Genomic DNA, 18,923 nt, shown 5'->3' on the forward strand with positions numbered 1-18,923 from the left:
GTAGACGACTGGGTTGATAGGCCGGATCTGGAAGCCCTGTAAGGGGTGGAGGTGACCGGTACTAATAGGCCGAGGGCTTGTCCATATTTGCTCGCGTCCACTGTGTTAGTTCTGAGGCAACGACCGTTGTCGGCTTTGAGCTGGAACGCATAACAAAAAAGTGTGCTTGTTCGCTCGAAACCATTAGGGTTTCGGTGGCCATAGCGTGAGGGAAACGCCCGGTTACATTCCGAACCCGGAAGCTAAGCCTTACAGCGCCGATGGTACTGCAGGGGGGACCCTGTGGGAGAGTAGGACGCCGCCGAACAATCTTTGGAGGACCCCTGGTCCCAGCGTTCAGCTGGGACCAGGGGTCCTTTTGTTTTTAGAATGCTTGCAGTACCGAAGACAGGAGTCACCATGTCCACCAACTCTCCCGACGACCGACCGGAGCGCGACCAGCGGCGACGGGACAGTGGTGACCGTGGCGATCGCGGCTACCGGGGCGATCGGGGCGGCTTCCGCCGCGACAACGACCGCCGCGACAACGACCGCGGTGGCAATGACCGTGGCGGTAGCGACCGTGGTGGCAACCGCGGTGGTGGGTACGTCCGTCGCGACAACGACCGCGGTGGCTACGAGCGTCGGGACGACCGGCGTGATGATCGCCGGGGCGACGACCGCGGGGACCGTGGTGGCTTCCGGCGTGACGACAACCGTGGCGGTGGCGGTGGCTACGGCCGGCGTGACGACCGCCGTGATGATCGGCGAGGCGACGACCGTGGGCCCCGTCCTGCATTCCGTCGGGACGACCGGCCGGCTGGGCCTCGCCGTGACGACCGTGACCGGGACCGTGGGTTCCGGCGTGACGGTGACCGGCCTGCCTTCCGGCGTGACGACCGGGGCGACCGTGGCGAGCGCAGGGGCGACGACCGTGGCGGTTTCCGGCGTGATGACAACCGTGGCGGTGGTGGTGGCGGTGGCTACGCACGTCGGGATGACCGGCGTGACGACCGGGGAGACCGCGGTGGTTTCCGTCGGGACAACGACCGTCGGGACAACGACCGGCGTGACGACAACCGTGGTGGCGGCGGTGGCTACGCACGGCGGGACGACCGGCCGGCCGGGCCTCGCCGTGACGACCGTGACCGGGACCGTGGGTTCCGGCGTGACGGTGACCGGCCCGCCTTCCGGCGTGACGACCGGGGCGACGACCGTGGCGGTTTCCGTCGCGATGACAACCGTGGCAGCTATGAGCGTCGGGACGACCGGCGTGACGATCGCCGGGGCGACGACCGCGGTGACCGTGGTGGCTTCCGGCGTGACAACGACCGGCGTGACGACAACCGCGGTGGCAACGACCGTGGCGGTTTCCGTCGGGACGACAACCGTGGTGGTGATCGCGGTGGTTTCCGGCGTGATGACAACCGTGGCGGTGGCGGCGGTTACGGCCAGCGTGACGACCGCGGTGGGCGCGGTGGCCCCCGCAGGGACGACCGCGGTGGGCGGCCCGGTGGGTTCCGTGGGCGGGACGACCGTGACCGTCGCGGAGGCGACGACCGTCGCGGTGGCGGGCGGTTCCGTGACGAGCGGGACCGGGAGCCGATCAAGCGGCTGCCGATCTCCGAGGACGTCACCGGCGAGGAGATCGACAAGGACGTACGGCAGGAGCTTCAGAGCCTGCCGAAGGGGCTTGCCGAGGATGTCGCCAAGAACCTGGTGATGGTGGCGCGGCTCATCGACGAGGACCCCGAGGGTGCTTACGGCTACTCCCGGGTGGCGCTGCGGCTGGCGTCGCGCGTGGCCGCCGTACGGGAGGCGGCCGGGTTCGCTGCGTACGCGACGCAGAAGTACAGCGAGGCGCTCGCCGAGTTCCGGGCCGCGCGGCGGATGACCGGGAACGTGGAGCTGTGGCCGGTCATGGCCGACTGCGAGCGTGGGCTCGGGCGGCCGGAGAAGGCGCTGGACATGGCCGGGGCGCCCGAGGTGCACAAGCTGGACAAGGCGGGGCAGGTCGAGATGCGGCTCGTCGCTGCCGGTGCCCGGCGTGATATGGGGCAGCTGGACGCGGCCATCGTGACGCTCCAGAGCCCCGAGCTGGCGTCCAGCTCCGTGCAACCGTGGACCGCGCGGCTGCGGTACGCCTACGCCGACGCGCTCCTTGCGGCCGGTCGGGAGGACGAGGCGCGGGAGTGGTTCGCCAAGGCTGTCGAGTCCGACAAGGACGGCAGCACCGACGCGTCCGACCGGCTCGCCGAGATGGACGGGGTCGAGTTCGTCGACGCGTTCGACGAGGCGGAGGACGAGAGCGAGGACGAGGCAGAGGTCGCGGACGACACCGAGGTCGTCGAGAAGGCCGTAGAGGATGAGGACGGCGAAGAGGGCGACCTCAAGGACTGACAGCGGTGAATGAAGGGGCGGAATCCCGGTGCTGGGATTCCGCCCCTTCGTGCGTCAGACGTCCAGTGCGCGCAGGACCAGGCCGGAGGCCGGTTTCGGGCCGAACGACGTCGACTTGCGGGGCATGGTGACGCCCTGGCGGGCCAGGTCGCGGACGACTTCCTCGCGGACCGGGTGCATGAGGACGGCGGTGCCGCCGTCGCGTTCCGCCTTCTCGACCGTGGCGGCCGTGTCGTGGATGTAGGCGATGCGGGCCGGGTCGTCCTCGGGGATGTGCCAGACGTGGTCGAGGAGGGTGGCGTGCAGGACCGTCGCGTCCAGGGTGCGCCAGGCGGCCGGGCGGTCGGCGGGGATCGTGCGGGACAGGAGGTCCGGGTCGGGGCGGTCCACGAGGTGGAAGGCGCCGTCGCCGGCGAGGAGGAAGGCGTTGCCCGCGCAGGCCGCGTCGGCGAGGGTCTCCAGGGCCTCGGCCAGGGGCACGTCGAGTCGGCGTACGCGGAAATGGCCGTCGAGGAGCGACAGAGACCGGGCTACCGGGACGCCGTGCAGCAGGCGGTGGATGGCTCGGACGCGGAGGGGGTAGCGGGCCGTGTCGACGAGGAGGACCAGGCCGTAGTCCCAGGGGCTGGGGGACGGGTGCTCCGCGCGTAGACGGCGGTACGTCGCCCAGCGGTGGTGGCCGTCGGCGATGAGGGCCTGGTGCTGGGCGAGGTCGGCCTGGATGTCGGCCACGTCGGCGGGGTCGGTGACGGCCCACAGGCGGTGGCTGTAGCCGTCCTCCGTGGTGGTGGAGAGCAGCGGTGGCCGCTCGGCGGTGCGCTCCACGAAGCCGGCCGTGGATCCGTTGCCGCGGTAGGTGAGGAGCAGGGGTTCCAGGTTCGCCGAGGTGGCGCGCATCAGGGCCGCACGGTCGGCGACCACATGAGGCATGACGTCCTCGTGGGGCAGGACCACACCTTCCGAGGGCTCCGAGAGGCGCAGGGTGCCGATGATTCCGCGCTGGAGGAGGCCGGCGTCGTCGTGCTGTTCGTAGACGTACAGGCCGGGCTCGGTGTCGGCGGCCAGGATGCCCTCGGACAGCCAGCCGCGCAGGGTGCGGGCCGCCTGTGCGTTGCGCTCGGCCGGGGTGGTGGCCTGGGGCAGGATCAGCCGGACGATGTTGTACGGGTCGTTGGACTGGAGCTGGTGCAGGCCGTCGGGGCGGACCACGACGTCGTACGGCGGGGATGTCACTGCGGCGAGGCTGCCGACCCGGTCGGGGTCGTAGCGCAGGCCTCGGAACGGGGTGAGTTCCAGGCCTCGGCGCGCCGTTGCTTCCGGGTGACCTGCTGTGTTCATCCCGGCATCGTACGGGTGTCAGTGGCATGGGGGATGATCGGGGGAAAGCCGTCGAACTAGGAGCGATGCGGAATGAGCCAGGGCGCAAGGACGAGGCCCGAGGGCAGTGGGCAGGCCCTGAGCGAGGCGTACGACACCGCGCTGCTCGACCTCGACGGGGTGGTGTACGCGGGCGGGAACGCCATCGCGCACGCGGTCGAGTCGCTGGCCACCGCGCGTGCGGGCGGCATGCATCTCGCGTACGTCACCAACAACGCGCTGCGTACGCCCGACACCGTGGCCGAGCACCTCACCGAGCTGGGGATACCGACGGGCGCCGATGACGTCATCACCTCCGCCCAGGCGGTTGCGCGGCTCATCAGCGAGCAGGTGCCGGAGGGTTCTCGGGTGCTGGTGATCGGCGGGGAGGGGCTGCGGGTCGCGCTGCGGGAGCGGGGACTGGAGCCCGTCGAGTCCGCCGACGACGATCCGGCCGCGGTGGTGCAGGGGTTCGGCGGTCCTGATCTGCCGTGGGGGCGGTTCGCGGAGGCTTCCTACGCCGTCGCGCGCGGGGTGCCGTGGTTCGCGTCCAACACCGATCTCACCATTCCGAGCGGGCGGGGGATCGCGCCGGGCAACGGCGCCGCGGTGGAGGTCGTGCGGATCGCGACCGGGGCCGAGCCGCAGGTCGCGGGCAAGCCGTTGCCGCCCATGCACCGGGAGACGATCCTGCGGACCGGTGCGAAGCGGCCGTTGGTGGTCGGGGACCGGCTGGACACGGACATCGAGGGCGCGTTCAACGGCGAGGTGGACTCGCTGCTCGTGCTCACCGGGGTCACCGACGGCGCCCAGCTGCTGGCCGCGCCGCCGCAGCACCGGCCGACCTTCGTGGACGCCGATCTGCGGGGCATGCTCACCGGGCAGCCCGAGGTCGTTGAGGCGGGAGACGGCTTCCGGTGCGGGGGGTGGACGGCGACGGCCGGGATGGAGCGGCTGGAAATCGACGGTGAGGGTGAGGCGCTGGACGGGCTGCGGGCGCTGTGCGCGGCTGCCTGGACGGCGGCCGGGGAGGGTGTGTGCGAGCTGGATGCGGGGAAGGCGCTGGCCAGGCTGGGGCTGTAGCCGGTGTTGTCGGTAGGCGCCGGGGCGGGTTTCTGTGAGTCCGAGTGCGTTCGGACCACCGAATCGTGGCCGATGGGCAGGGTAGGCTAACCTAACTGGGTGTTGGTCGACAGTCCCCCTGAACAGCGCGCGGAGACCGCCCCCGCGCCCCCAACCCGCCGGGCGATACGAGTCCTTGGGCTCCTCGTCTCCGTGGCCATCCTGGTGGCCGTCTCGGTGGCGAGTATCGCGATCGGCGCGAAGGGACTGTCCGTCGGCGAGGTCTGGCACGGTCTCTTCCACGACACGGGGACCTACGGCGACGTGGTCGTGGCCGACCGGCTGTCGCGGACGATCCTCGGACTGCTGGCCGGTGCCGCGCTCGGGCTGTCCGGAGCGGTGCTCCAGGCGCTCACCCGCAATCCGCTGGCCGACCCCGGGCTGCTCGGCATCAACGCCGGAGCGTCCGCCGCGGTCGTCACCGCGATCACCTTCTTCGGCGTCACCTCGCTCAGCGGCTATGTGTGGTTCGCCTTCGCCGGAGCCGCCGCGGTCGGCGCCCTGGTCTGGTTCCTCGGCGGCAGCCGGGGCGCCACCCCGGTACGGCTCGCGCTGGCCGGCACGGCGATCAGCGCGGCGCTGTACGGCTATCTCCAGGCCGTGATGATCACTGACGACCAGGCGCTCAACAAGATGCGCTTCTGGACGGTCGGTTCGCTGTCCTCGGCCAACAACTCGACCATCACACAGGTGCTGCCGTTCCTCGTGGCCGGCTCCCTGCTCGCCCTCGCGCTCGCCCGGCCGCTCAACGCGATGGAGATGGGCGACGACACCGCCAAGGCCCTCGGCGCCAACCTCAACCGCACCCGGGCGCTGGCCATGCTCTCCGCGACCGTGCTCTGCGGTGCCGCCACCGCCGCCTGCGGTCCGATCGTGTTCGTGGGCCTGATGGTCCCGCACATCGTGCGCTCCTTCACCGGCCCCGACCTGCGCTGGATCCTGCCGTACGCGACCATCCTGTCGCCCGTGCTGCTGCTGGGCTCCGACGTGATCGGCCGGGTCGTCGCGCGGCCCGCGGAGCTTCAGGTCGGGATCGTCACCGCGATCGTCGGCGGGCCGGTCTTCATCTTTCTCGTACGACGGCGGAGGACGGCTCAGCTGTGAGGACCAACCGTGCCATCAGGACCCCCGGAGGGCTCTCGCTCCGGCTGGACGTCCGGGCCGCTGTCGTCGTCGCCCTGGTGCTGCTCGCCGCGCTCACCGCGAGCGTCGTGCTGATCGGCACCGGCGACTTCCCGATCCCCGCCGGGGACGTGCTCAGGACGCTGCTCGGGAACGGCGACGCGGGGCAGGAGTTCATCGTCAACGAGCTGCGGCTGCCGCGGGTGCTCGTCGCGCTTCTCGTGGGTGCCTCGCTGGGGCTCGGGGGTGCGCTGTTCCAGGCCATCTCCCGCAATCCGCTGGGCAGTCCGGACGTGCTCGGGCTCTCGCAGGGGGCGACGGCCGGGGCGCTCACGATGATCGTGCTGTTCTCCGGCAGCTCGGCCCAGGTCACCACGGGCGCGCTCGTGGGCGGGCTGGTCACCGGGCTCGCCATCTATCTGCTCGCCTGGAAGCAGGGCGTGCACGGGTACCGGCTGGTCCTGGTCGGCATCGGGGTCTCCGCGGTCGTCACCGCGGTCAACGGCTATCTGCTGACCAGGTCCACGCTCACCGAGGCGGCCCAGGCCGTCGTCTGGATGACCGGTTCGCTCAGCGGCCGGGACTGGGACCAGGTCTGGCCGCTGCTGTGGCTGTGCGCGGTCCTCGTCCCGCTGGTCCTCGCCAACGCCCGCGGCCTGAGGATGATGGAGATGGGCGACGACGTCTCGAACGCCCTGGGTGTACGGGTGGAGCGGGTACGGCTGCTGCTGCTCGTCGCCGCCGTCCTGCTCACCGCCGCCGCCACCGCGGCCGCCGGCCCCGTCAGCTTCGTCGCGCTCACCGCACCCCAGCTGGCCCGCCGCCTCACCCGCTCGCCCGGCCCCAACCTGCTGCCGTCCCTGTGCATGGGCGCGGCCCTCCTGGTCACCGCCGACTGGGTCTCGCAGAAGGTCTTCGGCGCCGACCAGCTGCCCGTCGGCGTGGTCACCGGGGTCCTCGGCGGCGTCTACCTGCTCTGGCTCCTGGTCACCGAGCGCAGGGCGGGCCGGATATGAGCGCCGGGACCAGCCTCACCAGCGGACTGAACAACCCTAGGAGCACCGTGAACCGCCTGTCCGCCGACACCGTCACTCTCGCCTACGACCAGCGGGTCATCGCCGAGCAGCTGTCGGTGGAGATACCCGACAACTCCTTCACGGTGATCGTCGGTCCGAACGCGTGCGGCAAGTCCACGCTCCTGCGGGCCCTGTCGCGGATGCTCAAGCCCAGTCAGGGCAAGGTGCTGCTCGACGGGCAGGTCATCCAGTCGATGCCGGCGAAGAAGGTCGCCCGCACCCTGGGCCTGCTCCCGCAGTCGTCCATCGCGCCGGACGGGATCACCGTCGCCGACCTGGTCGGACGAGGCCGCTACCCGCACCAGGGCATCCTGCGCCAGTGGTCCACCGAGGACGAGCGGGTCGTCCAGGAGTCCATGCGGCAGACCGGGGTCGCCGAGCTCGCCGAGCGGTACGTCGACGAGCTGTCCGGCGGTCAGCGGCAGCGGGTCTGGATCGCCATGGCGCTCGCCCAGCAGACCCCGCTGCTGCTCCTCGACGAGCCGACGACCTACCTCGACATCCAGCACCAGATCGACGTCCTCGACCTCTGCGCCGAGCTGCACGAGGAGCAGGGCCGCACGCTGGTCGCCGTCCTGCACGACCTCAACCACGCGGCGCGGTACGCCACGCACCTGATCGCGCTGAAGAGCGGCAGCGTCGTCGCCGAGGGCGCCCCGAACGACATCGTCACGGCCGAGCTGGTCGAGGAGGTCTTCGGGCTGCGCTGCCAGGTCATCGAGGACCCGGAGACGGGGACGCCCCTGGTGGTGCCGGCCGCGCGCAAGGCACGTACGCGCGTGGAGGCCGGCAGCGGGGCCGTCGGCGCTACAGAAGCTTCCTGAGCTGGAACAGGTCCCTGAGGCCCGCCTCCAGCTTCACCCGGCCCGAGCCCCAGGCCTTGGCGAAGTTCAGCTCGCCGTTGACCAGGGCCACCAGGTCGTCGCCGGTCATGGTCAGCCTGATCTGGGCCTTCTCCTTCGGAGGGCCCTGGAGGGTGTCGTGCACCACGATCCGGCCGCCGGTCATCCGGCCGACGAAGGTGACGTCGAGATCGGTGACACGGCAGCTCACCGAGCGGTCCATCGACGCTGCCGCGGCGACGTCCCCTTCGGCGTTCCCCATGCTGTCGGAGAGCTTTTCGAGTGCGGCGCGGCACTCCTCGATCGTGGCCATCGCGATCGACGGTACCCCAGCGGTTCGGGGTAGCGTCTGGGCATGAGCGACGCCCTTCCAGAGCCTTCACAAGAGGTCGCGGCCGGACCCGAGCACGACCCGGCCGCCCCCGCGCCTCTGAACGTCCCTCGCACCGCCACCGGCAACGCCGAGGTCGACGCCCTGCTGGAGCGGCTGGGCGACGCCGACCACCTCGCCACGGACGGGCACGTCGAGGTGTACGAGGATGTGCACCGGGGGCTGCGCGACGCGCTCACCGCGCTCGACGCCCGCCCGGGACCTCCGGCGCCCTCACCGTCGTATGACCAGAGGGCGCCCTCACCCTCGTATGGCACTAGGAGCTGAACCGAACGTGGCAGGAGTCGCACGCCGTCGGCTGGACGCGGAGCTGGTCCGGCGGAAGCTGGCGCGCTCGCGTGAGCACGCCAGCCAGCTGATCGCGGCCGGGCGGGTCACCGTCGGCAGGACCGTCGCGACCAAGCCCGCCACCCAGGTGGAGACGGCGGCCGCGATCGTGGTGCAGGACGACGGCGGCGAACCCGACTACGTGTCCCGGGGCGGGCACAAGCTTGCGGGCGCGCTTCAGGTGTTCGGGCCGCGGGGGCTCGTCGTCGAGGGGCGGCGGGCGCTGGACGCCGGCGCGTCCACCGGCGGGTTCACCGATGTGCTGCTGCGGGCCGGGGTCGCGCACGTGGTCGCCGTCGACGTCGGGTACGGCCAACTCGCCTGGTCTCTCCAAAGCGATGAACGCGTCACCGTCAAGGACCGTACGAACGTACGCGAGTTGACGCTCGAAGCGATCGATGGGGAACCAGTGGATCTTGTCGTGGGGGATCTGTCCTTCATCCCGCTCGGACTGGTACTGCCCGCCCTGGTGCGGTGCGTGAAGCCGGACGCCGATCTGGTGATGATGGTGAAGCCGCAGTTTGAGGTGGGGAAGGAACGGCTCGGTAGTGGGGGAGTCGTACGGAGCACGCAGCTGCGGGCGGAGGCCGTGCGGGGAGTGGCCGCGAAGGCGGCGGAACTCGGGCTCGGGGTGAACGGGGTCACGGCCAGTCCGCTGCCCGGGCCCTCGGGCAATGTCGAATACTTTCTGTGGCTGCGTGCCGGGGCGCCCGCCCTGGACCCGGCCGATGTTGACCGTGCAGTGGCGGAGGGGCCGCGGTGACACCGAACCGATCTCGTACTGTTTTCCTGCTCGCGCACACGGGGCGGCCCGCCGCCATCCGCAGTGCCGAGCTCGTGGTGAAGGGGCTGCTGCACTCGGAGATCGGCGTGCGCGTCCTGGAGTACGAGGCCGCCGACCTGCCGCTGCCGCCCGAGGTGGAGCTCGTCAAGGAGGCGACCCCGCAGTGCCTCGAAGGGTGCGAGCTGCTCATCGTGCTCGGCGGTGACGGGACGCTGCTGCGGGGCGCGGAGTTCGCCCGGGCGTCCGGGGTGCCGATGCTCGGCGTCAACCTCGGCAGCGTCGGGTTCCTCGCGGAGGCCGAGCGGGACGATCTCGACAAGGTCGTCGACCGGGTGGTGACCAAGTCGTACGAGGTCGAGGAGCGGATGACGGTCGATGTCGTCGTTCACCGGAACGGGGACATCGTCCACACCGACTGGGCGCTGAACGAGGCGGCTGTTCAGAAGGCCGGGGCCGAGAAGCTGCTTGAGGTCGTGCTGGAGATCGACGGGCGGCCGGTGACGGGGTTCGGGTGTGACGGCATCGTGCTGTCCACGCCCACCGGGTCCACGGCGTACGCGTTCTCGGCGGGTGGGCCTGTGGTGTGGCCTGAGGTCGAGGCGTTGCTGATGGTGCCGATCTCCGCGCATGCGTTGTTCGCGAAGCCGTTGGTGACCTCGCCGAACTCTGTGCTGGCTGTGGAGTTGTTGCCTCACATTCCGCCGGGGGTGTTGTGGTGTGACGGGCGGCGGACGTTCGAGTTGCCGCCGGGGGCGCGGGTGGAGGTGCGGCGGGGGGCTGTGCCGGTGCGGTTGGCTCGGCTGCATCATGCGTCCTTCACTGACCGGCTTGTGGCGAAGTTTGCGTTGCCCGTATCAGGGTGGCGGGGGGCGCCTCACTAGCCAACCGTGGGGGGTGGTTGCGGAGCGTGGGGGGCTGACGGCCGGTGGGGGCTTGTCGCGCAGTTCCCCGCGCCCCTAAAGCCTGACACTCGCCCGAGTGACAAGGGCACCTCGCACTCGCCCGCCCCGACCTCGTAAGGTCTTCACCGTGCTGGAAGAGATGCGGATACGGTCGCTCGGAGTCATCGATGACGCTGTCGTCGAGTTGTCGCCCGGGTTCACGGCTGTCACCGGTGAGACGGGTGCGGGCAAGACCATGGTGGTCACCAGCCTGGGGCTGTTGCTCGGTGGGCGGGCCGACCCGGCGCTCGTGCGGATCGGGGCCGAGAAGGCGGTCGTGGAGGGGCGGATCAGTGTGTCCGCCGGGGACTCCGTCGTCGTACGGGCCGAGGAGGCCGGGGCGGAGATCGACGACGGGGCGCTGCTGATCAGCCGTACCGTTTCCGCCGAAGGGCGGTCCCGGGCGCATCTCGGGGGGCGGTCGGTGCCCGTCGGGGTGCTCGCCGAGCTCGCCGACGAGCTGGTGGCCGTCCACGGGCAGACCGATCAGCAGGGGCTGCTCAAGCTGAACCGGCAGCGGCAGGCGCTCGACCGGTACGCGGGTGACGCCGTAGCCGTGCCGCTGGCCAAGTACACCGAGGCGTACCGGCGGCTGCGGGCCGTCTCCGTCGAGCTGGACGAGATCGTCACGCGCGCGCGTGAGCGGGCCCAGGAAGCCGACATGCTGCGGTACGGGCTCGACGAGATCGCCGGTGTCGAGCCGCGGGCCGGTGAGGACGTCGAGCTGGCGGAGGAGGCCGAGCGGCTCGGGCACGCGGAGGCGCTGTCCTCCGCCGCCACGGCCGCGCACGCCGCTCTCGCCGGGAACCCCGAGGACCCGGAGGGGATCGACGCAGCGACGCTCGTGGCGGGCGCTCAGCGGGCCCTGGAGGCCGTGCGGTCGCATGACCCCGCTCTGGCCGCGCTCACCGACCGGATCGGGGAGATCGGGATCCTGCTGGGCGATGTGGCGGGGGAGTTGGCGGGGTACGCCGACGACCTGGACGCCGATCCGCTGCGGCTGGCGGCCGTCGAGGAGCGGCGGGCCGCGCTCACCGCGCTGACGCGGAAGTACGGCGACGACGTGGCCTCCGTGCTGGCCTGGGCCGAGCAGAGCGCCGCGCGGCTCACCCAGCTCGACGGCGACGACGAGCGGATCGACGAGCTGACCGCGGAGCGGGACGCCCTCCGGGCCGAACTGGGCGGGCTGGCGCAGGCGTTGACCGATGCGCGAACCGACGCCGCCGAGCGGTTCGCGGCGGCGGTGACGGCGGAGCTGGCCTCGCTGGCGATGCCCCACGCGCGCGTGTCCTTCGCCCTTCGGCAGACCGAGGACCCGGACGGCGTCGAGGTCGGCGGGCGCGCGGTCGCGTACGGGTCGGCCGGTGTCGACGAGGTCGAACTGCTGCTCGCCCCGCACCCCGGCGCGCCGGCCCGGCCCATCGCCAAGGGCGCGTCCGGCGGTGAGCTGTCGCGCGTGATGCTGGCCGTGGAGGTCGTGTTCGCCGGGACGGACCCGGTGCCGACGTATCTCTTCGACGAGGTCGACGCGGGTGTCGGCGGCAAGGCGGCCGTCGAGATCGGGCGGCGTCTGGCGCGGCTCGCGAAGACCGCGCAGGTCGTCGTCGTGACCCACCTTCCCCAGGTCGCGGCCTTCGCCGACCGGCAGTTGCTGGTCGAGAAGACCAACGACGGGTCGGTGACGCGGTCCGGTGTGAAGGTCCTCGAAGGCGAGGAGCGGGTACGGGAGTTGTCCCGGATGCTCGCCGGACAGGAGGACTCCGAGACGGCTCGGGCGCATGCGGAGGAGTTGCTGGCCACGGCACGGGCGGACGCGTGAGTCGTGTCTCGGCTCGCGGCGGGTGGGGGCTTGTCGCGCCCACCCGGCGGTAGTCGCACATCGATACGGCCCCGCGCCCCCCAAAGGCAGCTTGGACACCGCACCCTCACTCTTGTGAGTGACGCCGACTCGCCGCGCGCACCCTTCCCCCGTTCTTCGCATGCACGGAACACCCGTACGTCCTGGCATCCTTGGCCAAGAACCCATCACGCGTAGGAAGCGCGCGGTACACCCCTCCGCTCGGTACCTTCTGTACGTTTCCTCGTGACCGTCCGACCCGAACCAGGAGCCCCGGCCACGTGACCCCCGTGAGCAGCCACTCACCGCACGGCCAGTCGTCGCTGCGCACCGTGCAGGTGCTGGGCGGCGGCAATGCCGGCAGCAGCGCGCATGTGCGCTCCCTGACCTCGGGGCTCGTCGCGCGGGGCGTGCGGGTCACGGTGTGCGCCCCCGCCGAGGCGGATCGCACCTACGACTTCTCCGGGGCCGGTGCCGAACACGTGCACGTGCCACGCAGCAGCGACCCGACCTCCGTGGCCGTGCTCCGGGCTGCGTGCGCGGACGCGGATCTGGTGCACGCGCACGGGCTGCACGCGTCCTTCCGGGCCGTGCTCGCGCTCAGCGGACGGCGGACTCCGCTGGTCGTCACCTGGCACGACCGGGCGTATGCCGAGGGCGCGCGGGCTCATTTCGTGCGCCTTCTCGAGCGCCGGGTCGTCAAGGCCGCCGCCGTGGTGCTCGGTTCCACCTCGGCGCTCGTCGACCGGGCGCGCAGCACCGGCGCCCGGGACGCGCGGCTCGCCGCCGTCGCCCTGCCCGGGCCGCGCGGGGCCGTCGAACAGGAGGACCCCGACCGGCTACGGCCCAAGGTGCGCGCCGAACTCGGCGCCACCGGACGCCCGTTGCTGATGGCCGTCGGCTCCCTGGACAAGCACCGCGGCTACGAGACCCTGCTGGACGCCGCCCGCGCGTGGCGGCTGCTCGACCCCGTCCCGCTGGTCGTCATCGCGGGGGAGGGGCCGCTGCGGACGCTCCTTCAGGGCCGGATCGAGGACGAGGGGCTGCCGGTCCGGCTCATCGGGCGGCGCGACGACATCACCGAACTGCTCGCGGCGGCCGACCTCGCGCTGCTGCCCAGCCGTTGGGAGGCCCGGTCCGTGCTCGCCCAGGAGGCCTTCCACGCGCGCGTGCCGCTCGTCGCGACCGCGGTCGGCGGCATCCCCGAACTCGTCGGCGACGCGGCCGAACTCGTCCCGTACGGCGACCCGGGGGCGCTCGCCGAGGCCGTTGTACGACTGCTCGGCGACCCCGGACACCAGGAACTGCTCAGGGAGCGGGGGGTGCGACAGGCGGCCACCTGGCCGACGGAGGACGAGACGGTCGCGCAAGTGCTCAGCGTCTACGACGAGTTGACCCAGCACCGGCCGCTCATCTAGGGCACGTGTCTGCGGGCCCGCAGCGCCAGGCTCAACGCCAGTACCGTCTGCGGGTCGTCGAGGTCGGTGCCGAGCAACTCGCCGATGCGGGCGAGGCGGTTGTAGAGGGTCTGCCGGTTGAGGTGGAGTTCACGGGCTGTCTCCGCCTTGCGGCCCGCGTGCGCCAGATAGGTCTCCAGGGTGGGCAGCAGCGGCGGCTTGGAGCGGTCGTCGTGGGCGCGCAGCGGGCCGATCGCGCGGTCCACGAAGGCCGCGAGGTCGGGATGGTCGCGCAGCCGCCACAGCAGCAGGTCGATGTCGAGGCGGCGGGCGTCGTACCAGGGGCGGTCGGACAGGCCCTGGGCCGCGGTCGCCGTCTCGGCCGCGTGGCGCAGGCCCGCCGAGGCCGCCGTCCAGCTGCCCGCCACACCGACCACGACCACCGGCGGCTGGGCGCCCGGACGCTGCAGCCCGGCCCGCTCCACTCCGGCCCGCAGCGCCGCCGCGACCCGGTCCGCGACCGTGGGCCGCTCCGACTCCGAGCGCAGGCCGAGCAGCACCAGGACGCGGCCCTCGACGGGCCGTACGCCCAGCAGGACCGGTACGCCGACCGAGGCCAGCTCCTCGGAGACCGCCCGGGCCAGGACAGCCCAGCCGCCGCCCGAGGAGCCGAGGTGCATCACCACGGGCAGCAGCGGGCCGCCGCTCGGCTTGAAGCCCAGTACGCGCGCCTGTGCGGGCGCGTCCTCCGCGGTGATCCGGCCCTCGGCGAGGTCGGTGAGGAAGTCGCCGCGGCCGCGGGCGGCCAGCTCCTCCTCCTGGCGGGCCTGCATCAGGACCACGGCCAGGATGCCCGCGGCCCGCTCGGCCGCCATGCGGTGCACCGGCCCCAGCGGCGCCCGTACGGGAAGCAGGGCCAGCCGCGCCCGGACCGCACCGGCGCCGGGCCCGCCGCCCGGCACGTCCACGAGGACCGAGCCGGCCGGCGGGGTGTCCTTGTGCTGGCCGCGCAGGCCCTCCCAGACCTGGAGCGGGTCGGCGCCCTCGGGGCCCTCTCCGGCGGCGTACAGGAGCTGGCCGTCCGTCGTCTCCAGGAAGACCGGGTTGCCGCCGAAGTCGGCCAGGATGCCGAGCACCTGCGGGACCCCGCCGCCGCCCAGCAGGGCCTCGGTGCAGCGGCGGTGCACCTCCTCCGCGCGCTGGAGGAGCGCGTAGTGGCCGTTGACGATCTCGGTGTGGATCTCCTCGGTGACCGTCACGAACGGCACCTCGCGGTGCAGCTGGACCAGCGGCAGACCGGTCGCGCGGGCCGTGTCGACGAGGGCCGCGGGCAGCCGGGTGAAACGCGGGCCCAGCTCGACGACCAGGGCCGCGATCCCGCGCTCGGCCAGGGTGCGGACGAACGCCCGCTGCTCGGCCGGTCGGGTGCCGAGGCCGTAGCCGGTGGTCAGCAGCAGCTCGCCGCCCTTGAGCAGGGACGCGATGTTGGGGACCTCGCCCGCGTGCACCCAGCGCACGGTCCGGTGCAGCCGGTCCGCGCCCGCGAGGATCTCCGGGAGCCCGCTGCGCAGACCCGGCAGCTCCAGCGCCCGCTGCACGGTGATCCCGGCGCCCTGGGTGTCGAATCCGCTGTTCGTACCGCTGTCCATGAGCCGGACGCTACCCGAGGGACTTGAGCGTGGTCGCCGTGGTACGGGAGGACGACAGCCCGGTCGAGGAGCCGCTCCGGGTCGCGGTCCTCGCCGACCGGCTCGGATACCGGGAGGTGTGGGCGGGGGAGGGGCCGACCTGGGACCCGTTCGTGCTCGCCGCCCGGCTGCCCGCGGCCGTCGACCCGGACCTGCTGGCGTTCGCCCAGGTGCTGGGGAGCATCGCCGGGTATCTCACCGTGCCCGGCTACAGCGAGGTCTTCGTCGAGGCCGGGCTCGACGAGGTCGTCCTGGTGCCCGCCACCGCCGGTGACCCGGCGGGGGAAGGCACGCTCACCGCCCTCAGGCCGGGCTGATGTTGTGGTTGAAGCGGAACACGTTGTCCGGGTCGTACCGCCGTTTCACCTCGGCGAGCCGGCGGGTGTTCTCGGTGCCGACGCCCGCCACCACCCGGTCGGCGCCCTCGTCGCCGATGAAGTTGAGGTACACCGCGCCGGTGCTCCACGGCTGCGCGGCGGCGCGGACGTCCCGCACCCAGCGCTCGCACCGCTCGTCGTCGGCGGGGTCCTCCCACATAGCGAAGGGGTGCACTGCCCACGGCGCGTCCCGGTAGGGGACGGGGTACTCGTGCGGGCCCGCCGCGATCGCCCCGCCGAGCGGGAACAGCACATGGAGGGAGCCGGTCGGCACCGGCATGGTCTCCGCCCCGGCGCAGAAGGCGTCCAGGTAGTCGTCGGGGGCGCCGGTCAGGTACTCCGCCGACCAGAGTAGTTCCGCATCCCCGGCGGATCGTCGAGCATGCACTGGACATCGGCGTACGGCATCGCGCCGACGACCTCCGTCTCGTGCGGCAGCGCCAGCAGGGGCTCGGCCAGCTTGCGCATGTCCTCCTCGGTGCCGGCGTACGTCAGCAGCGCACCGCACAGCAGCGTGCCGACCAGGTGCGGTGGTACGAACTCCTCGGGCGGGCCGGTGAGATACAGCACACCGCCGCTCGCCTCGTCCGGCGCCACGGTGATCAACTCACGGTAGGTGCGGGCCACTTCGGGGCCGAACTCCGGCTGGTACAGCAGCAACGCGATGGAGAACTCGGGCAGTTCGTGGAGCTTCAGGGTCAGTGAGGTCGCGACGCCGAAGTTGCCTCCGCCGCCGTGCAGACCCCAGAACAGGTCGGGGTTGTCGTCGGCGCTCGCGTGGACCCGCTCACCGTCCGCGGTGACCAGGTCGGCGCCGAGGAGGTTGTCCACGGCCAGTCCGCACCAGCGGTCCAGCCAGCCCGAGCCGCCGCCCAGGACGAAGCCGCCGACCCCGGTGGTGGAGACCCGGCCGCCGGTGGTGGCGAGGGCGTGCGGCTGGCAGGCGCGGTCCAGGTCGCTCATGGTGGCGCCGCCCGCGACCCGTACCGCCCGGCCCTCGGGATCGACGGTGACCGCGCGCAGATGACGCAGGTCGACGACGAGCCCGCCGTCGTTCAGCGCCATGCCCGCCACGCTGTGCCCGCCGCCGCGCACCGCGATCGGCAGGTCCAGTTCACGGGCGAAGCGCACGGCCCGTACGACGTCGTCCTCGTTCACGCACTGCGCGATGGCCGCGGGCCTGCGGTCGATCATCGCGTTGAAGACGGTCCGGGCCTCGTCGTAGCCCGGGTCGTCCGGGGCGAGCACGTCGCCGACCAGATCCTCACGGAGCGCGGCGAGCGCCGCGCCCGCTTTCGACGGGGATGCCATGGGGCGCCCCCTTTCGTGCAGGGGCTGTTGGTTCCCAGCCTAGGCGGGCTTCGGCCGGCGGTCCTGTTCAGCCGCCGGCCGTCACCGCACGGAGCGGATCAACCGCCGTACGCGCCCGACGCCGTCAGCCGCAGGGCCGTGTCGATGAGCGGGACGTGACTGAAGGCCTGCGGGAAGTTGCCGACCTGGCGCTTGAGGCGCGGGTCCCACTCCTCGGCGAGCAGCCCGAGGTCGTTGCGCAGGGCCAGCAGCTTCTCGAACAGCTTGCGGGCCTCGTCGACCCGGCCGATCATCGCGAGGTCGTCCGCCATCCAGAACGAGCAGGCCAGGAAGGCCCCTTCGTCGCCGGGGAGGCCGTCGACGTTCTCGTCGCCGCTGGAGGTCGGGTAGCGCAGGATGAAGCCGTCCGGGGTGGACAGCTCGCGCTGGATCGCCTCGATGGTGCCGATCACGCGCTTGTCGTCGGGCGGCAGGAAACCCATCTGCGGGATCAGCAGCAGACTCGCGTCCAGCTCCTTCGAGCCGTACGACTGGGTGAAGGTGTTGCGCTCCTTGTCGTAGCCCTTCTCGCACACGTCCCGGTGGATGTCGTCGCGCAGATCGCGCCACTTCTCCAGCGGGCCGTCCGCGTCGCCGGACTCGATGAGCTTGATGGTGCGGTCGACGGCGACCCAGGCCATCACCTTGGAGTGCACGAAGTGGCGGCGCGGGCCGCGCACCTCCCAGATGCCCTCGTCCGGCTCGTTCCAGTGGTCCTCCAGGTAGCGGATCAGCTTGAGCTGGAGGATGGAGGCGTAGTCGTTGCGGGCGAGGCCCGTCATGTGGCCGAGGTGCAGGGCCTCGGTGACCTCGCCGTAGACGTCCAGCTGGAGCTGGTGCGCGGCGCCGTTGCCGACCCGGACCGGCGCGGAGTTCTCGTAGCCGGGCAGCCAGTCCAGCTCGGCCTCGCCCAGCTCCCGCTCGCCCGCGATGCCGTACATGATCTGGAGGTTCTCCGGATCACCGGCGACGGCTCGCAGCAGCCACTCGCGCCAGGCGCGGGCCTCCTCGCGGTAGCCGGTGCGCAGCAGCGAGGACAGGGTGATGGCCGCGTCGCGCAGCCAGGTGTAGCGGTAGTCCCAGTTGCGGACGCCGCCGATGTCCTCCGGGAGGGAGGTCGTGGGGGCCGCCACGATGCCGCCCGTGGGGGCGTACGTCAGCGCCTTGAGGGTGATCAGTGAGCGGATCACGGCCTCGCGGTAGGGGCCGTGGTACGTGCAGTGCTCGACCCACTCGCGCCAGAAGTCCTCGGTCGCCGTGAGGGACTGCTCCGGCTCCGGCAGCGGCGGCGGCTGCTTGTGCGAGGGCTCCCACGAGATGGTGAAGGCGATCCGGTCACCCGGGGCGACGGTGAAGTCGGAGTACGTCGTCAGGGACTTGCCGTACGTCTCGCAGTCCGTGTCGAACCACACCGAGTCCGGGCCGGCCACGGCGACCGTGCGGCCCTCGTGCTTGTGGACCCACGGGACGACACGGCCGTAGGAGAAACGCATCCGGAGGGCCGAGCGCATGGGCACGCGGCCCGAGACGCCCTCGACGATCCGGATGAGTTGCGGGGCGCCGTCACGCGGGGGCATGAAATCCGTCACCCGGACCGTGCCGCGCGGGGTGTCCCACTCGGATTCGAGGATCAGGGAGTCGCCGCGGTAGGTGCGCCGGGCCGCCGTCGGGGGCTCGGCGTCGGCCGCGTGCGCGGGGCCGAGCCGCCAGAACCCGTGTTCCTCTGTGCCGAGCAGACCGGCGAAGATGGCATGCGAGTCGAAGCGGGGCAGGCACAGCCAGTCCACTGTGCCGTCCCGGCAGACCAATGCCGCGGTCTGCATGTCTCCGATGAGTGCGTAGTCTTCGATGCGCCCGGCCACGTGCAACTCCAGTCGAACGGCCACGTCACCCCCTGAAGGAAAAAGGGGGCTGTCGCTTGGTGCGGTCAAGGG

General features: G+C 72.0%; 16 protein-coding genes, 2 rRNA genes and 1 pseudogene. 14 read left to right on the forward strand and 5 right to left on the reverse strand.

Annotation, left to right across the window (positions count from 1 at the left end):
- The 4 genes from G3I78_RS23940 to G3I78_RS23955 all read left to right on the forward strand — a co-directional run.
- Positions 1 to 85: ribosomal RNA gene (locus G3I78_RS23940) — 23S ribosomal RNA — on the forward strand; the annotation flags it as partial.
- Between the two features lie 105 nt (positions 86 to 190).
- A 5S ribosomal RNA gene (rrf, locus tag G3I78_RS23945) occupies positions 191 to 307 on the forward strand.
- Between the two features lie 156 nt (positions 308 to 463).
- Complete coding sequence (locus G3I78_RS23950) at positions 464 to 1,702, forward strand: hypothetical protein (protein ID WP_203615526.1); 1,239 nt, start codon at positions 464 to 466, stop codon at positions 1,700 to 1,702.
- Entirely contained in the window at positions 1,594 to 2,379 is a 786-nt protein-coding gene (locus tag G3I78_RS23955) for a tetratricopeptide repeat protein (RefSeq protein WP_164428470.1), read from the forward strand. The genes G3I78_RS23950 and G3I78_RS23955 overlap by 109 nt, the downstream gene beginning before the upstream one ends.
- Before the next feature lie 54 nt (positions 2,380 to 2,433).
- On the opposite strand, the gene G3I78_RS23960 is transcribed toward G3I78_RS23955, so the two are convergent.
- A complete protein-coding gene (locus tag G3I78_RS23960) occupies positions 2,434 to 3,717 on the reverse strand; it encodes a DUF1015 domain-containing protein (protein WP_164427942.1) in 1,284 nt (427 codons plus the stop codon).
- Between the two features lie 72 nt (positions 3,718 to 3,789).
- On the opposite strand from G3I78_RS23960, the gene G3I78_RS23965 reads away from it, so the two are divergent.
- The 4 genes from G3I78_RS23965 (at position 3,790) to G3I78_RS23980 (ending at position 7,879) form a co-directional block, all read left to right on the forward strand.
- Positions 3,790 to 4,818 carry an HAD-IIA family hydrolase gene (locus tag G3I78_RS23965; RefSeq protein WP_164427943.1) on the forward strand — a complete coding sequence of 343 codons (1,029 nt, stop codon included), beginning with the start codon at positions 3,790 to 3,792 and terminating at the stop codon, positions 4,816 to 4,818.
- Between the two features lie 99 nt (positions 4,819 to 4,917).
- Positions 4,918 to 5,961 (forward strand): iron chelate uptake ABC transporter family permease subunit, encoded by a 1,044-nt coding sequence (locus G3I78_RS23970; protein WP_164427946.1) that lies wholly within the window; start codon positions 4,918 to 4,920, stop codon positions 5,959 to 5,961.
- Positions 5,958 to 6,995 carry an iron chelate uptake ABC transporter family permease subunit gene (locus G3I78_RS23975; protein ID WP_164427948.1) on the forward strand — a complete coding sequence of 346 codons (1,038 nt, stop codon included), beginning with the start codon at positions 5,958 to 5,960 and terminating at the stop codon, positions 6,993 to 6,995. The genes G3I78_RS23970 and G3I78_RS23975 overlap by 4 nt, the downstream gene beginning before the upstream one ends.
- On the forward strand, positions 6,992 to 7,879 hold the full coding sequence (locus G3I78_RS23980) for an ABC transporter ATP-binding protein (protein WP_164427950.1): 888 nt from the start codon (positions 6,992 to 6,994) through the stop codon (positions 7,877 to 7,879). The genes G3I78_RS23975 and G3I78_RS23980 overlap by 4 nt, the downstream gene beginning before the upstream one ends.
- Here the strand turns inward: G3I78_RS23980 and G3I78_RS23985 are convergent.
- The gene (locus G3I78_RS23985; RefSeq protein WP_164427952.1) at positions 7,863 to 8,210 is read right to left on the reverse strand and encodes an SCP2 sterol-binding domain-containing protein; all 348 of its coding nucleotides are present in this window, start codon (positions 8,208 to 8,210) and stop codon (positions 7,863 to 7,865) included. The two genes, G3I78_RS23980 and G3I78_RS23985, sit on opposite strands and share 17 nt — an antisense overlap.
- A gap of 42 nt (positions 8,211 to 8,252) precedes the next feature.
- Here G3I78_RS23985 and G3I78_RS23990 point away from each other — a divergent pair, with 42 nt between their 5' ends.
- The 5 genes from G3I78_RS23990 to G3I78_RS24010 all read left to right on the forward strand — a co-directional run bounded on the left by G3I78_RS23990 (position 8,253) and on the right by G3I78_RS24010 (position 13,595).
- Positions 8,253 to 8,555, forward strand: a complete 303-nt coding sequence (locus G3I78_RS23990) for a hypothetical protein (RefSeq protein ID WP_164427954.1) — start codon at positions 8,253 to 8,255, stop codon at positions 8,553 to 8,555.
- 7 nt (positions 8,556 to 8,562) lie between these two features.
- Entirely contained in the window at positions 8,563 to 9,378 is an 816-nt protein-coding gene (locus G3I78_RS23995; RefSeq protein ID WP_164427956.1) for a TlyA family RNA methyltransferase, read from the forward strand.
- Positions 9,375 to 10,280 carry an NAD kinase gene (locus tag G3I78_RS24000; protein WP_164427958.1) on the forward strand — a complete coding sequence of 302 codons (906 nt, stop codon included), beginning with the start codon at positions 9,375 to 9,377 and terminating at the stop codon, positions 10,278 to 10,280. The genes G3I78_RS23995 and G3I78_RS24000 overlap by 4 nt, the downstream gene beginning before the upstream one ends.
- A 160-nt stretch (positions 10,281 to 10,440) precedes the next feature.
- Complete coding sequence (gene recN, locus G3I78_RS24005; RefSeq protein WP_164428474.1) at positions 10,441 to 12,159, forward strand: DNA repair protein RecN; 1,719 nt, start codon at positions 10,441 to 10,443, stop codon at positions 12,157 to 12,159.
- Between the two features lie 299 nt (positions 12,160 to 12,458).
- A complete protein-coding gene (locus G3I78_RS24010; protein WP_164427960.1) occupies positions 12,459 to 13,595 on the forward strand; it encodes a glycosyltransferase family 4 protein in 1,137 nt (378 codons plus the stop codon).
- Here the strand turns inward: G3I78_RS24010 and G3I78_RS24015 are convergent.
- Positions 13,592 to 15,223: a PucR family transcriptional regulator gene (locus tag G3I78_RS24015; protein WP_164427962.1), complete on the reverse strand. Its 1,632-nt coding sequence runs from the start codon at positions 15,221 to 15,223 to the stop codon at positions 13,592 to 13,594. The genes G3I78_RS24010 and G3I78_RS24015 overlap by 4 nt on opposite strands.
- A 29-nt stretch (positions 15,224 to 15,252) precedes the next feature.
- Here G3I78_RS24015 and G3I78_RS24020 point away from each other — a divergent pair, with 29 nt between their 5' ends.
- Positions 15,253 to 15,579, forward strand: coding sequence for a hypothetical protein (locus tag G3I78_RS24020; RefSeq protein WP_164428476.1), 327 nt, complete (start codon positions 15,253 to 15,255; stop codon positions 15,577 to 15,579).
- On the opposite strand, the pseudogene G3I78_RS24025 reads toward G3I78_RS24020, so the two are convergent.
- Positions 15,566 to 16,950 (reverse strand): annotated as a pseudogene (locus G3I78_RS24025) (FAD-binding oxidoreductase). The gene G3I78_RS24020 and the pseudogene G3I78_RS24025 sit on opposite strands and share 14 nt — an antisense overlap.
- Positions 16,951 to 17,048: 98 nt before the next feature.
- The gene (locus G3I78_RS24030; protein WP_164428478.1) at positions 17,049 to 18,851 is read right to left on the reverse strand and encodes a glycoside hydrolase family 15 protein; all 1,803 of its coding nucleotides are present in this window, start codon (positions 18,849 to 18,851) and stop codon (positions 17,049 to 17,051) included.
- Positions 18,852 to 18,923 lie beyond the last annotated feature (72 nt).

Source organism: Streptomyces sp. SID13726 (assembly GCF_010548375.1).
In the GTDB taxonomy this organism is placed as follows: domain Bacteria; phylum Actinomycetota; class Actinomycetes; order Streptomycetales; family Streptomycetaceae; genus Streptomyces.

Bases quoted from the DNA above. Each gene is read 5' to 3' on its own strand.
- G3I78_RS23960 (WP_164427942.1), bottom strand. From the start codon at position 3,717: ATGAACACAGCAGGTCACCCGGAAGCAACGGCGCGCCGAGGCCTGGAA.
- G3I78_RS23965 (WP_164427943.1), top strand. From the start codon at position 3,790: ATGAGCCAGGGCGCAAGGACGAGGCCCGAGGGCAGTGGGCAGGCCCTG.
- G3I78_RS23980 (WP_164427950.1), top strand. From the start codon at position 6,992: ATGAGCGCCGGGACCAGCCTCACCAGCGGACTGAACAACCCTAGGAGC.
- G3I78_RS23985 (WP_164427952.1), bottom strand. From the start codon at position 8,210: ATGGCCACGATCGAGGAGTGCCGCGCCGCACTCGAAAAGCTCTCCGAC.
- G3I78_RS23990 (WP_164427954.1), top strand. From the start codon at position 8,253: ATGAGCGACGCCCTTCCAGAGCCTTCACAAGAGGTCGCGGCCGGACCC.
- recN (WP_164428474.1), top strand. From the start codon at position 10,441: ATGCGGATACGGTCGCTCGGAGTCATCGATGACGCTGTCGTCGAGTTG.
- G3I78_RS24015 (WP_164427962.1), bottom strand. From the start codon at position 15,223: ATGGACAGCGGTACGAACAGCGGATTCGACACCCAGGGCGCCGGGATC.